18 protein-coding genes are annotated in these 19,080 nt (G+C 28.7%); 12 read left to right on the forward strand and 6 right to left on the reverse strand.

Going from position 1 to position 19,080, the window contains the following annotated elements; translation table 11 throughout:
- Positions 1-30 precede the first annotated feature (30 nt).
- The 4 genes from I6E15_RS02515 (at position 31) to argS (ending at position 6,409) form a co-directional block, all read left to right on the forward strand.
- Positions 31-1,263: a replication-associated recombination protein A gene (locus I6E15_RS02515; RefSeq protein ID WP_235243986.1), complete on the forward strand. Its 1,233-nt coding sequence runs from the start codon at positions 31-33 to the stop codon at positions 1,261-1,263.
- Between the two features lie 32 nt (positions 1,264-1,295).
- Entirely contained in the window at positions 1,296-2,534 is a 1,239-nt protein-coding gene (gene hisS / locus I6E15_RS02520) for a histidine--tRNA ligase (protein WP_235243988.1), read from the forward strand.
- Positions 2,535-2,558: 24 nt separating this feature from the next.
- Positions 2,559-4,334, forward strand: coding sequence for an aspartate--tRNA ligase (aspS, locus tag I6E15_RS02525; protein ID WP_235243990.1), 1,776 nt, complete (start codon positions 2,559-2,561; stop codon positions 4,332-4,334).
- 362 nt (positions 4,335-4,696) lie between these two features.
- A complete protein-coding gene (argS, locus tag I6E15_RS02530) occupies positions 4,697-6,409 on the forward strand; it encodes an arginine--tRNA ligase (RefSeq protein ID WP_235243992.1) in 1,713 nt (570 codons plus the stop codon).
- 63 nt (positions 6,410-6,472) lie between these two features.
- Here argS and I6E15_RS02535 read toward each other — a convergent pair whose 3' ends face one another.
- Positions 6,473-7,816, reverse strand: coding sequence for an MATE family efflux transporter (locus I6E15_RS02535; protein WP_235243994.1), 1,344 nt, complete (start codon positions 7,814-7,816; stop codon positions 6,473-6,475).
- 332 nt (positions 7,817-8,148) lie between these two features.
- On the opposite strand from I6E15_RS02535, the gene pepF reads away from it, so the two are divergent.
- The 3 genes from pepF to I6E15_RS02550 all read left to right on the forward strand — a co-directional run bounded on the left by pepF (position 8,149) and on the right by I6E15_RS02550 (position 13,065).
- Complete coding sequence (gene pepF, locus I6E15_RS02540; protein WP_235244045.1) at positions 8,149-9,960, forward strand: oligoendopeptidase F; 1,812 nt, start codon at positions 8,149-8,151, stop codon at positions 9,958-9,960.
- A 77-nt stretch (positions 9,961-10,037) separates the two neighbouring features.
- Entirely contained in the window at positions 10,038-11,423 is a 1,386-nt protein-coding gene (locus I6E15_RS02545) for an MATE family efflux transporter (RefSeq protein ID WP_235243996.1), read from the forward strand.
- Positions 11,424-11,553: 130 nt separating this feature from the next.
- Positions 11,554-13,065: an ArnT family glycosyltransferase gene (locus tag I6E15_RS02550; RefSeq protein ID WP_235243998.1), complete on the forward strand. Its 1,512-nt coding sequence runs from the start codon at positions 11,554-11,556 to the stop codon at positions 13,063-13,065.
- Here I6E15_RS02550 and I6E15_RS02555 read toward each other — a convergent pair.
- The 3 genes from I6E15_RS02555 to nfo all read right to left on the reverse strand — a co-directional run bounded on the left by I6E15_RS02555 (position 13,017) and on the right by nfo (position 15,684).
- Entirely contained in the window at positions 13,017-13,229 is a 213-nt protein-coding gene (locus tag I6E15_RS02555) for a DUF6485 family protein (RefSeq protein WP_235244000.1), read from the reverse strand. The genes I6E15_RS02550 and I6E15_RS02555 overlap by 49 nt on opposite strands.
- 256 nt (positions 13,230-13,485) lie before the next feature.
- The gene (locus I6E15_RS02560; RefSeq protein WP_177161196.1) at positions 13,486-14,724 is read right to left on the reverse strand and encodes a dicarboxylate/amino acid:cation symporter; all 1,239 of its coding nucleotides are present in this window, start codon (positions 14,722-14,724) and stop codon (positions 13,486-13,488) included.
- A gap of 105 nt (positions 14,725-14,829) precedes the next feature.
- On the reverse strand, positions 14,830-15,684 hold the full coding sequence (gene nfo, locus I6E15_RS02565) for a deoxyribonuclease IV (protein WP_235244002.1): 855 nt from the start codon (positions 15,682-15,684) through the stop codon (positions 14,830-14,832).
- A 159-nt stretch (positions 15,685-15,843) separates the two neighbouring features.
- On the opposite strand from nfo, the gene I6E15_RS02570 reads away from it, so the two are divergent.
- The 5 genes from I6E15_RS02570 (at position 15,844) to I6E15_RS02590 (ending at position 17,349) form a co-directional block, all read left to right on the forward strand.
- Positions 15,844-16,086, forward strand: coding sequence for a hypothetical protein (locus tag I6E15_RS02570; RefSeq protein ID WP_235244004.1), 243 nt, complete (start codon positions 15,844-15,846; stop codon positions 16,084-16,086).
- Between the two features lie 36 nt (positions 16,087-16,122).
- Positions 16,123-16,290 carry a rubredoxin gene (gene rd, locus I6E15_RS02575; RefSeq protein ID WP_235244006.1) on the forward strand — a complete coding sequence of 56 codons (168 nt, stop codon included), beginning with the start codon at positions 16,123-16,125 and terminating at the stop codon, positions 16,288-16,290.
- A 166-nt stretch (positions 16,291-16,456) separates the two neighbouring features.
- A complete protein-coding gene (locus tag I6E15_RS02580; RefSeq protein WP_177160748.1) occupies positions 16,457-16,696 on the forward strand; it encodes a hypothetical protein in 240 nt (79 codons plus the stop codon).
- A gap of 1 nt (position 16,697) precedes the next feature.
- The gene (locus I6E15_RS02585; RefSeq protein WP_177160749.1) at positions 16,698-16,883 is read left to right on the forward strand and encodes a hypothetical protein; all 186 of its coding nucleotides are present in this window, start codon (positions 16,698-16,700) and stop codon (positions 16,881-16,883) included.
- 127 nt (positions 16,884-17,010) lie between these two features.
- A complete protein-coding gene (locus tag I6E15_RS02590; protein ID WP_177160750.1) occupies positions 17,011-17,349 on the forward strand; it encodes a YchJ family protein in 339 nt (112 codons plus the stop codon).
- A 66-nt stretch (positions 17,350-17,415) separates the two neighbouring features.
- On the opposite strand, the gene kduD is transcribed toward I6E15_RS02590, so the two are convergent.
- Positions 17,416-18,189, reverse strand: coding sequence for a 2-dehydro-3-deoxy-D-gluconate 5-dehydrogenase KduD (gene kduD, locus I6E15_RS02595; RefSeq protein ID WP_235244008.1), 774 nt, complete (start codon positions 18,187-18,189; stop codon positions 17,416-17,418).
- 29 nt (positions 18,190-18,218) lie between these two features.
- Positions 18,219-19,049, reverse strand: coding sequence for a 5-dehydro-4-deoxy-D-glucuronate isomerase (gene kduI, locus I6E15_RS02600; RefSeq protein WP_235244010.1), 831 nt, complete (start codon positions 19,047-19,049; stop codon positions 18,219-18,221).
- Positions 19,050-19,080 lie beyond the last annotated feature (31 nt).

Consider the following 19,080-nt stretch of genomic DNA (forward strand, 5'->3'; position numbering starts at 1 on the left):
CGCGTCTTTTTATTATATTAAGGAGGTAAGATGAACTCCCCTACACTTTTTCAAAATAATTATCAAGATGTAAAACCTTTAGCTATGAAACTTAGACCTAAATCTCTAAAAGATTTTATTGGGCAAGAGGAACTACTTGGAGAGGGAAAACTTTTAAATAAAATTATTAAAAGTGGAGATATTAGTAATATGATTTTATTTGGTCCTCCTGGTTGTGGTAAAAGTTCTCTTGGAGAGATTATTTCAAATGAACTTAGTTGCAATATTGAAAATCTAAATGCCACTACAGCTTCTTTAAATGATTTGAGAGAGATTGTTGAAAGAGCTAAAAAATCAATAGAACTTTATAATAAAAAAACAGTTTTATTTTTAGATGAAGTTCATCGTTTTAATAAACTGCAACAAGATGCACTACTTTCTTATACTGAGTCAGGTATACTTATTTTAATTGGAGCCACTACTGAGAATCCTTACCACAATCTAAATAATGCTCTACTTTCAAGATGTCTTGTATTTGAATTTAAACCTCTTGATAGAAAAAATATTGAAGAAATTTTAAAAAGAGGAGAGAGATATTATAATAAAACTCTTCCTGAAAATATCAAAAAAATTATTTTGGATATATCAAAAGGAGATTCAAGAATTGCACTAAACTATCTTGAACTTTATTTTAAAAATTGTGATTCAGGAGATACAAAAGATATAGAGGAGATTTTTTCTCAAAGAAAAGCGTCTTTTCACAAAGAAGAAGATAAATACAATATAATCTCAGCTATGATAAAAAGCATAAGAGGAAGTGATCCTGATTCAGCTATTTATTGGCTTGGAAGGCTTTTGTATGGAGGAGAAGATCCTCGTTATATAGCTAGACGTCTTGTAATTCTTGCCAGTGAAGATATTGGAATGGCAAATCCTGATGCCTTAAATATTGCTACATCAGCATATTTTTGCTCAGAGAGAGTGGGAATGCCTGAGATAAGAATTATTCTTTCTCACGCAGTTGTATATTTAGCTATTTCAAGTAAAAGTAATTCATGCTATAATGGTATTAACCAAGTTTTAGAAGATATAAAAAATGGAGATTTACAAGAAGTCCCTGTTCATATTTCTGATAGGGCATTGGGATATAAATATCCTCACGATTATGAGGGAAACTTTGTAAAACAACCATATAGAAATAATAATAAAAAATACTATATCCCAGGAAATAATAAATTTGAAAATCAAATAAGGGATAAATTGGAAAAACTTTGGAAAAAATAAATTTAAGAATATATTAATATTGGAGGAAGACTATGAAATTAATTAAAGCAGTCAGAGGAACAAAAGATATTTTAGAAGGTACAGCTGCTAAATATTCTTACATCCGTAGAGTTGCCGAAGATTTATTTTCAGCGTATGGATTTTCTTACATAAAAACTCCTATTTTTGAAGAAACAGACCTTTTCAAAAGAGGAATAGGAGAGGCTACTGACGTTGTAGAAAAAGAGATGTATACTTTTCTTGACAGAGGTGAAAGAAGTATCACTCTAAGACCAGAAGGAACAGCTTCAGTTGTTAGAGCATATTTAGAAAATAAAATATACGCAAAAGAAGATGTATCAAAATTCTATTATATGGGGTCTATGTTTAGATATGAAAGACCACAAGCTGGAAGACAAAGAGAATTTAACCAAGTTGGAGTTGAAGTTCTTGGAGAACATTCTCCACTTTTAGATGCTGAGATCATCACTATGAGTTACCACTTATTAGAAAAACTTGGAATCACAGACTTAGAAGTTAATATAAACTCTATTGGTGGAAATGAAACTCGTCAAAAATATAGACAAGCTCTTATAGATTATTTAACACCATTTAAAGATGAACTATGTGAAGATTGTCAAAGAAGAATTGAAACTAATCCTTTAAGAGTTCTTGACTGTAAAGTTGAAACTTGTAAAAAACACACTCAAGATGCTCCAAGCATAATTGATTCTTTATCTGAAGAAGAAAGAAATCACTATGAAGAAGTTAAAAAATATCTAACTATATTTGGAATACCATATGTAGAAAATTCTAGACTTGTAAGAGGTCTTGACTATTACTCAAGTACAGTTTTTGAAATTGTTACTAACAAACTTGGTGCACAAGGAACTGTTCTTGGTGGTGGAAGATATGACAACCTTCTAAAACAATTAGGAGATAAAGAGATTCCTGCATTTGGTTTTGCTGCTGGTGTAGAGAGAATAATGATGCTTATGGAAGATATTCCAGCTAAAGAAACTGATGTTTATATAGCTTGGCTAGGAGAAAATGTTTGTGAATTTGCTATGAAATTAGCTGATACTCTTAGAAAAGAAAATATAAAAGTAGCTGTTGATTTTAATGCCAAAGGTATGAAAAGTCATATGAAAAAAGCTGATAAACTAAATGTTAAATACACTGTTATTGTTGGAGAAGATGAAATGGAAAAAGGAGTTGTAGTTCTTAAAGACTTCGCTTCTAGAACTCAAGAAGAATTAACAGTTGATCAATTAGTAGAGAAATTAAAATAATTAAATTCTTGTAAGGAGAGTAAAATGATATACAGAGATCATAATTTAGGAGAACTTAGAAAAAATAATATTGGAGAAACAGTTATTTTATCTGGTTGGGTTGCTACAAAAAGAGACCTTGGAGGACTTACTTTCGTAGACCTAAGAGACAGAGAAGGAATAACTCAAATAGTTTTTGATATTGATGTGGCTTCAAAAGAAGTTGTTGAAACTGCTCAAAAATTAAAAACTGAATCAGTTATAAGAGTAGAGGGAGTTGTTAAAGAAAGATTTAGCGTTAATAAAAATATCCCTACTGGAGAAATAGAAGTATTTGCAACTGATATAAAAGTATTAAACTCTTGTGAACCACTTCCTTTCCAAATGACAGATGAAGGACTTAGTGAAAATATAAGACTTAAATACAGATACTTAGATTTAAGAAGAGAACAAATGATAAGAAACCTTAAAAAAAGACATAGAATGATAATGTCTATAAGAAACTATATGGACCAAAAAGGATTCTTAGATGTAGATACTCCACTTTTAACAAAATCTACTCCAGAAGGAGCAAGAGATTTCTTAGTTCCAAGCAGAACTAATGCTGGACAATTCTACGCTCTACCTCAATCACCACAACTTTTCAAACAACTTTTAATGATATCTGGTGTTGAGAAATATTTCCAAATCGCTAAATGTTTTAGAGATGAAGATTTAAGAGCTGACAGACAACCAGAATTTACTCAACTTGACATTGAAATGTCTTTCGTTGAATTAAATGATGTTATAACAGAGATAGAAGGACTTGCTAAAAAAGTTTTCTCAGAAGTTACTGGAGAAACTGCTGACTATGAATTTCCAAGAATGGAATGGATAGATGCTATGGATAGATTTGGTTCTGACAAACCTGATACAAGATTTGGAGTAGAATTAAAAGATATCAGTGAAATAGCTAAAAATTGTGGATTTAAAGCTTTCGCTTCTACTGTTGCAGATGGTGGAGTTGTAAGAGCTATCGTTGCACCAAATGTTGCTGATAAATTCTCAAGAAAAATTCTTGACGACTATCAAGAATATGTAAAAAGATATTTTGGAGCAAAAGGACTTGCTTATATAAAACTTACAAAAGATGGAATCAATTCACCAATCGCTAAATTCTTAAGCGAAGATGAAATGAAAGCTATAATAGAAAAAACAGAAGCTAACCAAGGAGATGTAATCTTAATCGTTGCTGATAAATTAAAAGTAGTTCGTGCAGCACTTGGAGCTTTAAGACTTAGAGTTGGTAAAGAATTAAATCTATACAATAAAAATGAATTCAAATTCTTATGGGTAGTTCACTTCCCAATGTTTGAATATGACGAAGAAGAAGGAAGATACAAAGCTGAACACCACCCATTCACTTCAATAATGGAGGAAGATATGCCTAGATTCTTCGATGGTGATATGACAATAAGAACAAATACTTATGACTTAGTTCTTAACGGAAATGAAATTGGTGGAGGAAGTATAAGAATACATAACCCTCAAGTTCAAAAAAAAGTTTTTGAAAAATTAGGACTTTCTCAAGAACAAGCTCGTGAAAAATTTGGATTCTTCGTTGACGCATTTAAATATGGTGCACCACCTCACGGAGGACTTGCTTTCGGAATAGACAGATGGCTTATGGTAATGCTTGGAGAAAACTCAATAAGAGATGTTATCCCATTCCCTAAAACAAATAAAGGTCAATGTCTAATGACAGAAGCACCAAATGTTGTTGAACAAGAACAACTTGATGAATTATTTATAAAATCAACTTATGAAGAAGAGGAAAAATAGTTGTATATTTTCCAATAATTTTTACCTAATTATAGTTGATTAAAGTTATTTTTGGAAAGTTAATATTGCAATAAAAGTTAAAATGTGATATAATCCAATCAAAGAATATAAGTTTCTGGTCTACACGTTATTTCCTGATGTTTTGGGCCTATGGTCGCTACTGGGGTTGTCCCTGTTAGGAGTAAATCAGATAAGTCACGAAAACCTTTGTTTTACGGACCCTGTATGCCGCTAGCAAATAACTACCACTTATTAATTTGGCGACCAAAACAGAGGGGGAGACGGTAGATCGGTATTTATTCTATGTGAGGACCTGGTCCTCTTTTTTATTTATTATAAAAATTTTATTAAGGGAGAATACTATGTTAAGAATAGAAAAGTATATAGAAGAAGTTTTTTATAATGCTATACACAAAGCATTCCCTGAAAAAGAAGTAAAACCACTAGAGATAACAATAGCTACAAATGAAAAATTTGGAGATTTCCAAACAAACTTTGCTATGATGAACTCTAAAATCATTGGTGGAAATCCAAGAAAAATAGCTGAAGAATTAGTTAATAATATTCCAGAAAATGAAGTTATAGAAAAACTTGAAATTGCTGGACCTGGATTTATAAATATATTTTTAAAAGACTCATTTGTTTCTAAATATGTTGGACTTATGACATCAGAAAAATATGAGTTCAAAGAATTAGACACTCACGGAGATATAATCATTGACTACTCATCTCCAAATATCGCTAAAAGAATGCACATTGGGCATCTTCGTTCTACTATAATCGGAGATTCTGTAAAAAGATTATGTAATTTCTTAGGTTACCACACTGTTGCTGATAACCATATCGGTGACTGGGGAACTCAATTTGGAAAACTTATAGTTGGTTACCATAACTGGCTTGATAAAGAAGCTTATGAAAAAAATCCTATCGAAGAACTTGAAAGAGTTTATGTAGAATTTACAAAACAAAGTGAAGAGCACCCAGAACTTGAAGATATAGCTAGAGAAGAACTTAAAAAACTTCAAGACGGTGACGAAGAAAATTATAAACTTTGGCAAGAATTTATCAAAGTTTCTCTTCAAGAATATAATAAACTTTATACAAGAATGGGAATCCATTTTGATACTTACTATGGAGAATCTTTCTATCATCCTATTATGCCTAGCGTAGTAGAAGAACTTGTAGAAAAAGGATTAGCTATAGAAGACCAAGGAGCAAAAGTTGTATTCTTTGATGAAAAAGATAATCTTCATCCTTGTATAGTTCAAAAAAAAGATGGTGCTTTCCTATATTCTACTTCTGATATAGCTACAATTAAATTTAGAAGAGAGAATTATGATGTTAATAAAATAATTTACTTAACAGATGAAAGACAACAAGACCACTTTAAGCAATTCTTTAAAATAACTGAAATGCTTGGTTGGGATATAGAAAAAGTTCACATCTGGTTTGGAATAATGAGATTTGCTGATGGTGTGTTCTCTACAAGAAAAGGAAATGTTATAAGACTTGAACAACTACTTGACGAAGGTAAGAAAAGAGCCTTAGAAATAATCGAAGAAAAAAATCCAAATCTTTCTGCTGAAGAAAAAGATAATATTGCTGAAGTAGTTGGTGTAGGAGCTATCAAATACGCTGACCTTTCTCAAAATAGACAAAGTCCAATAATATTTGAATGGGACAAAATCCTAAGCTTTGAAGGAAATACAGCTCCATATCTACAATATTCTTATGCAAGAATCCAATCTATTCTTAGAAAAGCCGAAGAAATTGGAAAACCATTAAATGAAAAATTTGATATGAAGATAAGTGAAAAAGCTGAAAGAAATCTTGCTACATACTTAACTTTATTCCCTACAATGGCATTAAGAGCAGGAGAGGCTTACAAACCAAATCTTTTAACAGATTATTTATTTGAACTTGCTAAAAAATTCAATACATTCTATAACTCTTGTCCAATATTAAATCAAGAAGACGATGTTTTATTCTCAAGACTTGTACTTATTGATAGAGTTGCAAAAACTTTAAAAACTGGATTAGACTTACTTGGAATTAATACTGTAAACAGAATGTAATTAATATAAAAGCTGTACCGATGATATTTTATCATTTATACAGCTTTTTTTATTTGTTATTTTTTATAGCCATTTAGCTTTCCAAATATAAATTATCATTAAAGCTAATCCTATTCCCCAAGTTACTGGATATAGAATATAAATATTTCCTATTGTGTTATTTAGAGGTAAAATAAATTGAAGCCAAATAATTCTAAAGATACACATTGAGAAAAGTAAAATTATCATTGGTGGCATTGTTTTTCCAGCTCCTCTCACTGCTCCAGCCAAACAATGTAAAATCGCAAGAATTGAGTAGAAAGGACAGAAATATTTCATAGCCTCTGTTCCTGCAAGTATTATTCCCTCATCTTGTGTGAATAGTTGCATCAATGGACGTTTAAACATTAAAAGTAAAATTCCTGTAATAATTGTATAAATTATTCCAATAGCCAATGTAATCCAAATCCCTTTTTTTACTCTATCTTTTTTTCCAGCTCCACAATTTTGACCTGTAAAAGTTGTACTAGCCATACTCAAGCTTAAAACTGGTAAAATATTAAATCCATCTATTTTTAGATAAGCTCCAAATCCTGCCATTATACTAGGACCATAGACATTTACATTAGATTGAATTAAAACATTAGAAAGAGAGATTACCGTGCTTTGAATTCCAGTAGGAAGTCCCATTTTTATAATTTTTATAGCCGTTTCTTTATGAAGTTTTATTTTATTCAAATAAACTTTATAATTATCATTTACTTTCATTAAAAATCCAAGAGCCAATAAACAAGAGATCATTTGACTTAAATTTGTAGCAATAGCCACACCTTTTACTCCCATACCTAAAATTTTTACAAAAAGTAAATCAAGAATAATATTTGTCACAGAAGCAATTCCTAAATATAATAAAGAACGTTTTGAGTTTCCAACAGCGTTTAAAATTCCCGCCTCCATATTATAAACAATATTAAATACCATTCCTATTGAAAATAATCTTAAATAAGTTACAGATTCTGGCATAACTTCAGCTGGAGTTTTCATCCATTCTAAAAGTTGTGGTGTAAATATAAAACCGATAATAGAAAGACAAGTTCCTAATAAAATCGCTATCATTATAGCTGTATGCACTGAAAGACGAATTTTTTTCCTGTCGTTGGCTCCTATTGAATGAGAAACAATTACTCCTGCTCCAACTGCTATCCCTTGACTAAATCCGATCAAAAGGTTTATCAATGCTGTACTTGAACCAACAGCTGCCAGAGCATTACTACCAACATAATTTCCAACGATTATAGAGTCTACTGTGTTATAAGTTTGTTGTAAAAGATTTCCTAAAATCAATGGAACTGAAAATAATAAAAGTATTTTTACAATGCTTCCCTCTGTCATCAACATAGAATTTTTTTTCTCTTTTTTAATCTCCATATGCCCCCCTATATTTACAAACTACCCTAAAATATTTGTATGTTGAAAAAAGTAAAAATATATTACGCCAGCCATTGCTACAAGAAAAAATATTTTCATAAATATTTTTGTAATTTTCCAAAAAATAAATAGACACAATAAAGCCCCTAAACATAAAATAATATTTTCCATCTCACTCCTCAAATAACTTTTCTTCTTTTTTCCTAAAGAATATTATAACATATTTTTTAAAAATTTTTTAAGTAAAAATTGTTTTTCTTGATTTATAGTTTTTAACATTGTATAATATTATGAAAGTCTAACAACAAATTAGGAGGCTAATTATGGAAACAATTTTATCAAGAGAAAATATTGATAATAAATATAAATGGAATTTAAGTGATATTTATGCAAATTGGGAATCTTGGGAAAAAGATTTAGAAAATCTAAAAGAAATTATAAAAGAAATCCCAACTTTTGAAACAAGTATCACAACAGATGAAAAAAAATTTATAGAACTTATAAAATTAGAAGAAAAAATCCAAAGAATGATTGATAAACTTTATCTTTATCCATATATGCTTAGAGATTTAGATTCAAAAGATGTGGTTGCTGCTGAAAAAATGCAAATCATTGAACATATCTACTCTGAATATAGCGTTATATCTTCTTGGATAGTTCCAAAAATTTTAGAAATTCCAAAAGAAACTATGGATAAATGGATTGAGAGAAATCCTGAACTTCGCGAACATAGATTTGGTTTAAATGAACTTTATAGACTGAGAGAACATGTACTTGATAAAGATAAAGAAAAACTTTTATCATATTTCTCTCAATATATGGGAGCTGTAAATGATATTTATGATGAACTTTCTATCTCTGATATTAAATGGAATGAAGTTGAACTTTCAAACGGAGAAAAAGTACAAGTTACAAATGCAATGTACTCAAAAATCTTAGAAGAAAATAAATGTCAAGCTGACAGAAAAAAAGCTTTTGAGGCTCTTTACAACTCATATTTTATAAACAGAAATACTTACGCAGCAATCTACAGAGGACAAATCCAAAGAGATGTGGCTGGAATGAAAGCTAAAAATTATAAATCTACTTTGGAAAGAGCTTTAGAATCTAATAATATTCCTGTTGATGTATACTTAAATCTTATTGGGTCAGCTAAAGAAAACTCTGCTCCTCTAAAAAAATATATAGAACTTAGAAAAAAATATCTTGGAATTTCTGAGTATCATTATTATGACAATCAAATAAAAATAGTTGACTACAAAAAAGAGTTTACTTATGAAAATGCAAAAGATATAGTTTTAGAATCTGTTTTACCACTTGGAAAAGAATATCAAAATAATCTTTCTACTGCTATAAGTGAAGGTTGGCTTGATGTTTTTGAAACTCCAAATAAAAGAAGTGGTGCTTATTCATTAAATATTTATGATGTTCACCCATATATGCTTTTAAATTTTAACGGAACTTTAGATTCTGTCTTCACTTTAGCTCATGAGCTTGGACATACTCTTCACAGTATGTACTCTACAAAACATCAACCTTATGCAACTCACGATTACACAATTTTTGTTGCTGAAGTGGCATCTACTTTTAATGAAAAACTTTTACTTGATCATATGTTAAAAATATCAACTGATAAAAATGAAAGAATTGCTTTAATTGAAGAAGCTATTGGAAATATAGTTGGAACATATTATCTTCAAAGTCTTTTTGCAAATTATGAGTATGAGGCTTATAAATTAGTAGAAAATGGAACTCCTATCACTGCTGACACATTAGATAAAATTATGGATAGATTATTCAAAGAATATTTTGGAGAAGAACTAACTATGGACGAGCTACAAAAAATTATTTGGGCTAGAATCCCTCACTTCTTCAATTCACCATATTATGTATATCAATATGCTACTAGTTTTTCTGCATCATCAAAACTATATGATAAAATCACAAATGAAAAATATTCTGAAGCTGAAAGAAAAGAGTCTTTAGAAAAATATCTAAATCTTTTAAAATCTGGTGGAAATGATTTTCCTATCAATCAATTAAAAGACGCTGGAGTAAATCTTCTTGAAAAAGAAAATTTTGAAGCTGTGGCAATGGAGCTTTCAAGACTTACAGAGCTTTTAGAAAATGAATTAAATAAATAAAAATTTTAAGAAAGAACTATCCTATTTTTATAGGGTAATTCTTTTCTTTATGTTTATATAAGTTTAGGAGGTAATTAATGGATCAAAAACATCAATTTATGGGAGAAGAAAAAATAACAAAACTTTTATTTCATTTTTCTATCCCTGCTATTATAGGAATGCTTGTTAATGCTCTCTATAATGTTGTAGATAGAATTTATATAGGACGTATCAGAGAAGTTGGACATTTAGCTATCTCTGGTGTTGGAATTACATTTCCTATAACTCTATTTGCTTTTGCTTTTGCTCTTTTAATCGGACTTGGGGGAGCCACAAATATCTCTCTTACACTTGGAAGAAAACAACTAAAAAAAGCTGAAAGATATTTAGGAACAGCTTTTAGTTTTGGGATTATAGTTTCTATTCTTTTAAGTGTTTTTACTTTATTTTTTATTGACAGCTTAATTTGGAAAATGGGTGGAAGTCAAGATACTTTTAAGTATGCAAAAGATTATTTATATATTGTAGCTTTTGGATTTCCAGGAATTTTAACAGGATATATTACAAATACAATTATCCGTTCTGACGGAAATCCTAGAATAGCAATGGCTACTCTTCTTATAGGAGCTATCACAAATATTATTTTAGACCCTATTCTAATTTTCTATTTTGATATGGGAGTAAAAGGTGCTGCTTGGGCCACTATCATCTCTCAATATATTTCTGCCATTTGGGCTACTGGATATTTCTGTTCAAAATACAGCGGACTTAAACTTCGTAAAAAATATTTAAAACCAGATTTACATAAAGTAAAACAAATTTCAATTCTTGGTGGTGCTTCTTTTGCACTTCAAATTGGAACAAGTTTAGTTAACTATATCTTCAACTACACATTAAAAAATAATGGTGGAGATATTGCAATTGGAGCTATGGCAATTATTCAAGGGATAGTAATGTTTATAACAATGCCACTTTTTGGAATAAATCAAGGTTTACTTCCAATTCTTGGTTATAACTATGGAGCAAAACTTTTCCCAAGAGTTAAAGAGGCTCTATTTAAAGGAATATTTGCAGCGACATTTGTTTGTGTTTTAAATTTCTTAGCTATCCAATTTTTATCAAAATATTTTATAATTATTTTTAATGATAAACCTGAACTTTTAAACATAGCCTCTCGTGGACTTAGAATTCAAACTTTTATGTTGCCAATAATTGGATTCCAAATAGTTTCTTCTATCTATTTCCAAGCTATTGGAAAGCCAAAAATGAGTATGTTTATGGGGCTTTCAAGACAAATAATTATTCTTATACCTTGTATAATTATTTTGGCAAAATTCTTTGGACTTAATGGAATTTGGTTTGCAGCTCCTACTTCTGACTTTATAGCTACTGTTATAACTTTTATCCTTATTAAAAGAGAGTTAAAACATTTAAAAGAACTTGAAGAAAAAGAAAATACTCTTAAAGCTATGGAGCAAAACTAAAAAATAAAATATTTTAATCAAAAATCACTGGACTTAACAAAAAAGTTTAGTGATTTTTTATTTGAGTTTTTTACCAAATCTTAATTTTTTTATGATATTGTAAAAATATTAAATAAAACTTGGAGGAAAAATGAAACAAGATCTAAAAAATTATTTTAAAATAGCTTTTACTTTTTTTATTATTACTATTCCTTTTGCTCTCTTAAGGTTTCCAGATATTAAGAATGAGATGAAATATTTTATAGTGACAAATAATATGCTCACTGATAAAAATTTCTTTATTCTAAAATATTTCCAAGAACTATATCCAGATAAACCACCTTTTTATTTTTGGATTTTAAGTTTGATAAAAACAATATCTAAAGAACATTTTTATTTCTTTAATATTTTTATAGGCTCTACTCTTTTTGGATTTGGGATTCTAATTTTGACATATAAACTTATTAAAAATTTAAAAGACTCTCAAACAGCTCTTTTTATAACTTTATCTCTAGAAACTATCCCATTTTTTATAGGGGTTTCTGTTCTTCAAAGAATGGATATTATGATGAGCTTTTTTATTTCTCTAGCTCTATACTTTTTCTTTGGATTTTATTATAATTTTTGTAAAATTTCTATAAAAAATCTATCTATTTTTTATTTTTCTATTTTTATGGGAGTATTTACAAAGGGAGTGGCTGGGATTGCAATACCAATTTTAGTAATTTTTACATTTCTTATTCTTGAAAAAAATCTAAAATTTTTAAAGGAAATAAAATTTATTAGAGGATTTTTATTTATTATTTTTCTTTTTAGATTATGGTTTTATGCTATCTCTCTTTCACCAAATGGAAATGAGTATATAAATCTTTTATTAGGGCAAGAAACAGTTGGAAGAATAGTAAAATCTAAAAATCATATAAAACCTTTTTACTATTATATAAAAAATATAGCTTATATTTTTTATCCTTATGGATTGATATTTTTATCACTTGCAGTTGTCTATGTAAAAAAATTCAAATCTTGGAAAAATTGGGAAAGTCTAGAAAAAATAAGTTTTATCTCAAGTATTATTCCGCTTATTATGTTTTCTTTAGCAAGTGGTAAACTTCAAATATATCTTACTCCTATTTTACAATGGGCTATTATATTTGTTATTTTTACTCTTGAAAAAAATTTGGATAAAAAACCAATAAACTTTATTTTTAAACTTTCTGAAATTCTTTCAATTTTTCCTATATTTTTTAGAAAAAAAGAGTTTCAAGCTAGAATTAAAGCAATAAATATATCTATGTTTAGTATATTGATATTTTTAGTTTTTGGTGTTAACTTTTATAATAAAAACTATACTTTAAAACCTTTTGAAAAATTTTTAAAAAGAGAAGATATTAGAATCTCTTCATATAAGTTTCCAAATTCAAATAATTTATCATACCTTTCTGGATATTACATTATAGATTATAATTCAAAAGAGGAAATCCCAAAAGATTGTCAATATATTTTAAAGAAAAATAAAGTTTCTGATAGCCTAGAAGATAACTATTCATTAGTTTTAAAAAATATTCTCTTTATAAAAAAATATAAAAGAGCTGAGAAAAAATCTCAGCTCAAAAATTATTTAGAATATTTTTCTACAAATTTTGCAAAACCTTTAAATGTATAATCTTCATTTTCAGGTCTTTCTTCAGATAATTTTTTAAAAAAGCAAGTTGGAATTTCATTTGCTTTTAAACATTTTAACACACATAGGGTACAACCTTCTTGATGATTTATAGGATTATTTGGACATTTATAATCTCCACAAGTACAAAAATCTTTTGCTTCCATTTTTTCCTCTCTTCATTTTTATAATTTAATTAAGAGGTGTTACATTTTTATTAAAAAGAATATAGATTAAAAATTACGGAAATTATGGAGAAAAATTAGATTTATAAAGCGACATTGAACGCTAAAAATCACAACTGTTTGAACGAAGTGAGTTTTGTGATTTTAGTGAGAGGAGCTTTTAATAAATCAATTTTTCGTAATCTGTAGTAATTTTTAATCTTATATTTCTTAAATTTGCACAACCCTTTTAAAATAATTAATCAAATTTTTTATTTACCCAATCTTTTCCTTCAACAAATCTTGTGATAAGCATTGAAGCAATTGTATCTCCACTAGCATTAATCATTGTTGCTGGTGGGTCAACTAAATATCCTATTGTAGCGATTATTGGGAATGCTTCAGGTGGGAATCCATACATTGAAACTATAAACATCTCTCCAATTAATCCTCCACCGGGAACTCCAGACATTACAACTCCACCTGCAATAGCTAAGAATAAAGCACTAATATAAGTTCCGACACCAGTAAATGGTATTTGGAAAATTCCAAACAAGAAAGTTATTTTTAAAATAGAACTTAAAACAGTTCCGTCCATATGAGCTGTAGCTCCTATTGGAAGAACAATCTCTCTTATATCTTTTGGCACTCCTATTTTTTCACAAGCCTCTAAATTTACAGGAAGTGTTGCTATACTACTTTGAGTAGCCACAGCTGTTATTGCTGGAGAAATTACATATTTTAATCTTCTTATCCCTTCCATTCCACCAGAAATCCAAGCATATAATGGAAATGCTGTAAACATATAAAATATACATAATGGATAATAAATTGCCATAGCTCTTGCATAAGAACCTAATAATTCTTTTCCATATTCTCCTGTAAGAGAAGCAAAATATGCACCTAATCCTATTGGAGCATAATACATTAAAAGACTTATCATTTTTAAAAATACTTCTGATAGAGCCTCTAACCCTTTTGCAATTATTCTTCCCTTTTCTCCAATCAAATTTACACAGATGCCAAAAACTATAGAGAATAAAATTAAAGGTAACATATTTCTTTTAGAGATAAGTTCTGGAAAATCTGTAACTGTGATAGCTTTTACTACTTGCTCTCCTGTTGAAAATGGCTCTATTGCCTCAGCTATTGGCATAGCTAAATTTACTCCTTGAGCTGGTGGAAAAACTTTTACAGTAATAAAAATATAAATTGCTGCTAAAAATCCTGTTGATACAAATGTTAAAAGAAGTGTTTTTAATATTTTCTTAAGTCTATTCATATCACTCATTGAAGATACAGAACCACTTATAGTAACAAATACTAAAGGAACAACTAACATAAACATACCATTTATAAATAGATCTCCAAAAGGTTTAAACATTTTTGCTTTATCTCCCATTTGTAGACCAACTATACTTCCAATAAATATAGCTCCTAATAATATTATGGAGAATTTATAAGCTGCCCATACACTTTGTTTTTTAGTTTCCTTCATAATAAACCCCTCCCGCTTTCTTTTTTATAATAAACTTATACAGATTATACCATATTTTAACAAAAAAATGTTTATAAAATTTTTATTTTTATCTTTTTGTAAAATTTATTTAATAAGGCTATATAGATATTCTATCTCTTCTTTCCAAATTGTATTATCGATAGTTTCAAGAATAATTGGAATATTATCAAAACGAGAATCATTCATAAATCTTATAAAAAATTCCTCTCCTAATTTTCCCTTTCCAATACTTTGATGTCTATCTTTTTTAGAGCCTGTATCAAACATTGAATCATTTAGATGAACTCCTTTTAGATATTTAAAACCTATATATTTTTCAAACTCATCAAAAGTTTTATTATATCCCTCTTCATCTTTCAATTCATAGCCTGAAGCAAGAGTGTGACAAGTATCTATACAAACTCCTATTCTTGATTTATCTTCTATAAGCTCTATTATTTTTCCTATCTCAGAAAATTTACTTCCTATATTGCTTCCTTGCCCAGCTGTATTTTCAAGAACAACAACTACATTTGGAACTTTTTTGTGGGCTTTATTTATCCCATCAGCAATAAATTTTATACACTCATCAACTGATATTTCATTTAAATGACTTCCTGGGTGCATATTTATTTTGTTAAGTCCTAAAAGATTACATCTTTCCATCTCATCGACAAAAGCATTAAAAGATTTTTCTCTTTTTTCTGGATCAGGACTTCCTAAATTATGAAGATAACTATTGTGTGGCAATACATAATCAGGAAAAATTCCACTCTCTTTTAATAATTTTTTAAATTTTAATATTTCTTCCTCTTCTAATGGTTTTGAATCCCATCTTCTTTGATTTTTAGTAAATATTGCAAAAGCTCTAGCATTTATATTTTTAGCATTTTCAATAGCATTAGAAACTCCACCTTGTGCTGATACATGTGCTCCTATAAATTTATTTATTTTACTCATAACTTAATTTTGACCAAAATATTTTAGTCTACTTCCTCCTTATATTTTTCATTTAATTATATCATATTTTGAATGATTTTAAAATTGAAAAAAATACTTTATTTTTTTGAATAAATATGCTATAATAAATTATAAAGTTAAAACTAAAGGAGGCAATATATGAATAAAGAGCTAAATCAAAAATTTAACTATCTATTATTAGGTGATGAGAAATATACTGAATGTCCCCATATTTTAACAATAACTACTGAGGAGAAAGGAATATCTCTTACAGAAGACTGTGGTGATTTAAAAGAATTAAAAATTTCTTATGAAGAAATTTTAGATAATATTTTAAGTGATGAACAAGGTAAAGAAATCGTTGCTGAAATTATAAAAAGATTAGTTTGGGAAAAAAGATAAATTAAATTAGGAAGATTTGAAAAGGAGAGATGAAAAATGGAAAAATACATTTGTAAAATTTGTAAATATGTTTATGATCCTGCAAAAGGAGATGCTAAAGGCGGAATAAAAGAAGGAACTTCTTTTGAAGATTTACCACATGACTGGGTATGTCCTTTATGTAAAAAAGGAAAAGAAGTTTTTGAAAAAGTAGAAGAAAAATAATTTTAAAAATTAAGTGTGGTTTTAAAAGCCACACTTTTTTATTTTTTAATATTTTATAGAAATATTATACTTTTTTAAATAAAAATGTAATTATTACATTTTTATACTTGATATATTTTTATTTTTGTGATATAATCAAAATATAAAGATTTCATAGGAGGTTTTTATGGAAAGATTAACAAATGAAGAAACTTTAAATATAATAAAGACTATGAAAGAAAATGGACAATATGAAAAATTTCAAGAAATGATACTTGATGATTTTGAAGAACATAATATTGTCTATACTTTAGATAATGATGAAATAATTGCTCTAGCTTATAAAAATAATACAATTCCTTTTAAAATGCAAGAGTTTTATAATTGGCATGAAATAAATATTTTAACAGAAGAGGATTTAGATTAAAATGGAAAACTTAGATCTTTATCAATCTGAACTTAAAAAAATATTAAAGGGCTGTGACAGTTGTAGGGCAAAGATGTGTAATGTTTGTCCCAATGGAAAAAGGAAAAAAATATTAAGAGCTAGAATAAAAGAGCTATCCCCTACTAAAGAAACTTGGCTAGAAAGATTAAAAAATTTCTTTAGTTAAATGTATAAATTAAACTTTGTCTAAAAAGAGTTATCACTAGTTGGTAACTTTTTTTATTTATAATTTAATAATATTTTATAAAAATATGTTATAATAAAATTAAAATTAATAATAAGGAGGTTTTATTTTGACAAATCCAAAAACTGCTCTTGAACTTATGAAAGCTAGATATGAAGCATATGTATCTGGAGATATTGATTTTATAAAAAAGACTCACGATCCTAAAACAGCAAGGGGAATTAATTGGAAAGATGCTGAAGAATGGTCTAAAAATTCTAAATGGCTTGGACTCGAAATTATAGAAACTGTTCGTGGAACTCAATTTGATATTGATGGAATAGTTGAGTTTAAAGCAACATATATTGATCTTACAACAAATGAGGAAATAGTTCATCACGAAAGAAGTTACTTTGTAAAAAAAGGTCGTCATTGGTACTATAAAGGTTGGCTTCCAATCTCTGAATAATATTTAAAACAAAAAAGCTGGAGAATTTCCAGCTTTTTTTGTCTTATCATATTTATTTCTAGAGGATTATCTAACTAACCATCCACCATCTACTGCTAATATATGTCCGTTTACATAATCTGCTGCTCTACTTGCTAAAAATACTACTGTTCCCATTAAATCAAATGGTTCTGCCCATCTATCTGCTGGGATTCTTGATAATATTTCTGCATTTCTTTTTTCATCTGCTCTTATTGGTGCTGTGTTTGCTGTTTTTATATATCCTGGTGCTATTGCGTTTACTTGGATATTTTTACAAGCTAATTCATTTGCAAATGCTTTTGTTATTCCTGCTACTCCATGTTTACTTGCTGTGTAAGGTGGTACAAATTTTCCTCCTTGGAATGAAAGCATTGAAGCTATATTGATTATTTTTCCGCTTCCTTGTTCTACCATTACTTTTGCTACGTCTTGACTCATATAGTATACAGCGTTTAAGTTTATGTTCATTACTGCTTCCCAGTCAGAATCTTTGTATTCTAATAATGGAGCTCTTCTTATTGTTCCTGCATTATTTACTAATATATCTATTTTTCCATAAACTCTTTTACATTCTTCTACAGAAGCTGTTACTTGCGCTCTATCTGTTAAGTCAGCTTGGAAAAAGTGAATTTTTCTTCCTTCTGCTTCTACTAATTTTCTTGTTTCTTCCCAATCTCTATCATAAGTTACTACAAATAAATCTGCACCAGCTTTTGCAAAAGCTACTACATATCCTTGTCCTAATCCTGTATTTCCTCCAGTTACTATTGCTACTTTTCCTTTTAATGAGAAAAAGTCCATTGAAAATTCATTTAACATTTTTTCCTCCTAAATTTCCCTATATTTTATTATCTTAAATCTTCCATTGCAACATGATCCATATCTGTGAATGTTTGATTTTCTCCTACCATTCCCCAAATAAATGTATATCCTCCTGTACCTACTCCACTGTGGATTGACCAAGATGGAGATATTACAGCTTCATCATTTTTCATAACTATGTGTCTTGTCTCTGTTGGTTCTCCCATTAAGTGGAATATTCTTGTATCTTCTGCCATATCAAAGTAGAAATATACTTCCATTCTTCTGTCATGAGTATGACAAGGCATACTATTCCATACTGATCCATCTTCTAAAGCTGTCATTCCCATTACTAATTGACAACTATCTAATACATCTGGATGGATATATTGGTTTATTGTTCTTTTGTTTGATGTTTCTATACTTCCTAAGTGAACTTTTCTCGCATCAGCTAATCCTATTTTTTTAGTTGGATAAGCTTTATGCGCTGGAGCTGAGTTCATATAGAATTTAGGTGGATTTTCTGGGTCTACTCCTTTAAATAGAACTTCTTTTACTCCCATTCCTACATAGATAGCGTCTTTAAAATCTAATTCATATTCTACACCATCTAAAGAAATAACTCCTTTTCCTCCTACGTTTATTACTCCTAATTCTCTTCTTTCTAAAAAGAAATTAGAACCTAATTCTTTACTTCCTTCTAATTTTATAGCTTCAGTTGTTGGACAAGCTCCTCCAACAATGATTCTATCATAGTGAGAATAAACTAATTTTATATTATTTGGTGTAAAAAGATCTTGAATTAAATATTCCTCTCTTAATCTTGCAGTATCATAATGTTTTGCATCTTTGTTACTTGAAGCATAACGAATTTCCATTTTTCCTCCTTAAAAATATATATTTTTTAAA

Source organism: Fusobacterium perfoetens, from assembly GCF_021531475.1.
Taxonomy (GTDB): domain Bacteria; phylum Fusobacteriota; class Fusobacteriia; order Fusobacteriales; family Fusobacteriaceae; genus Fusobacterium_B.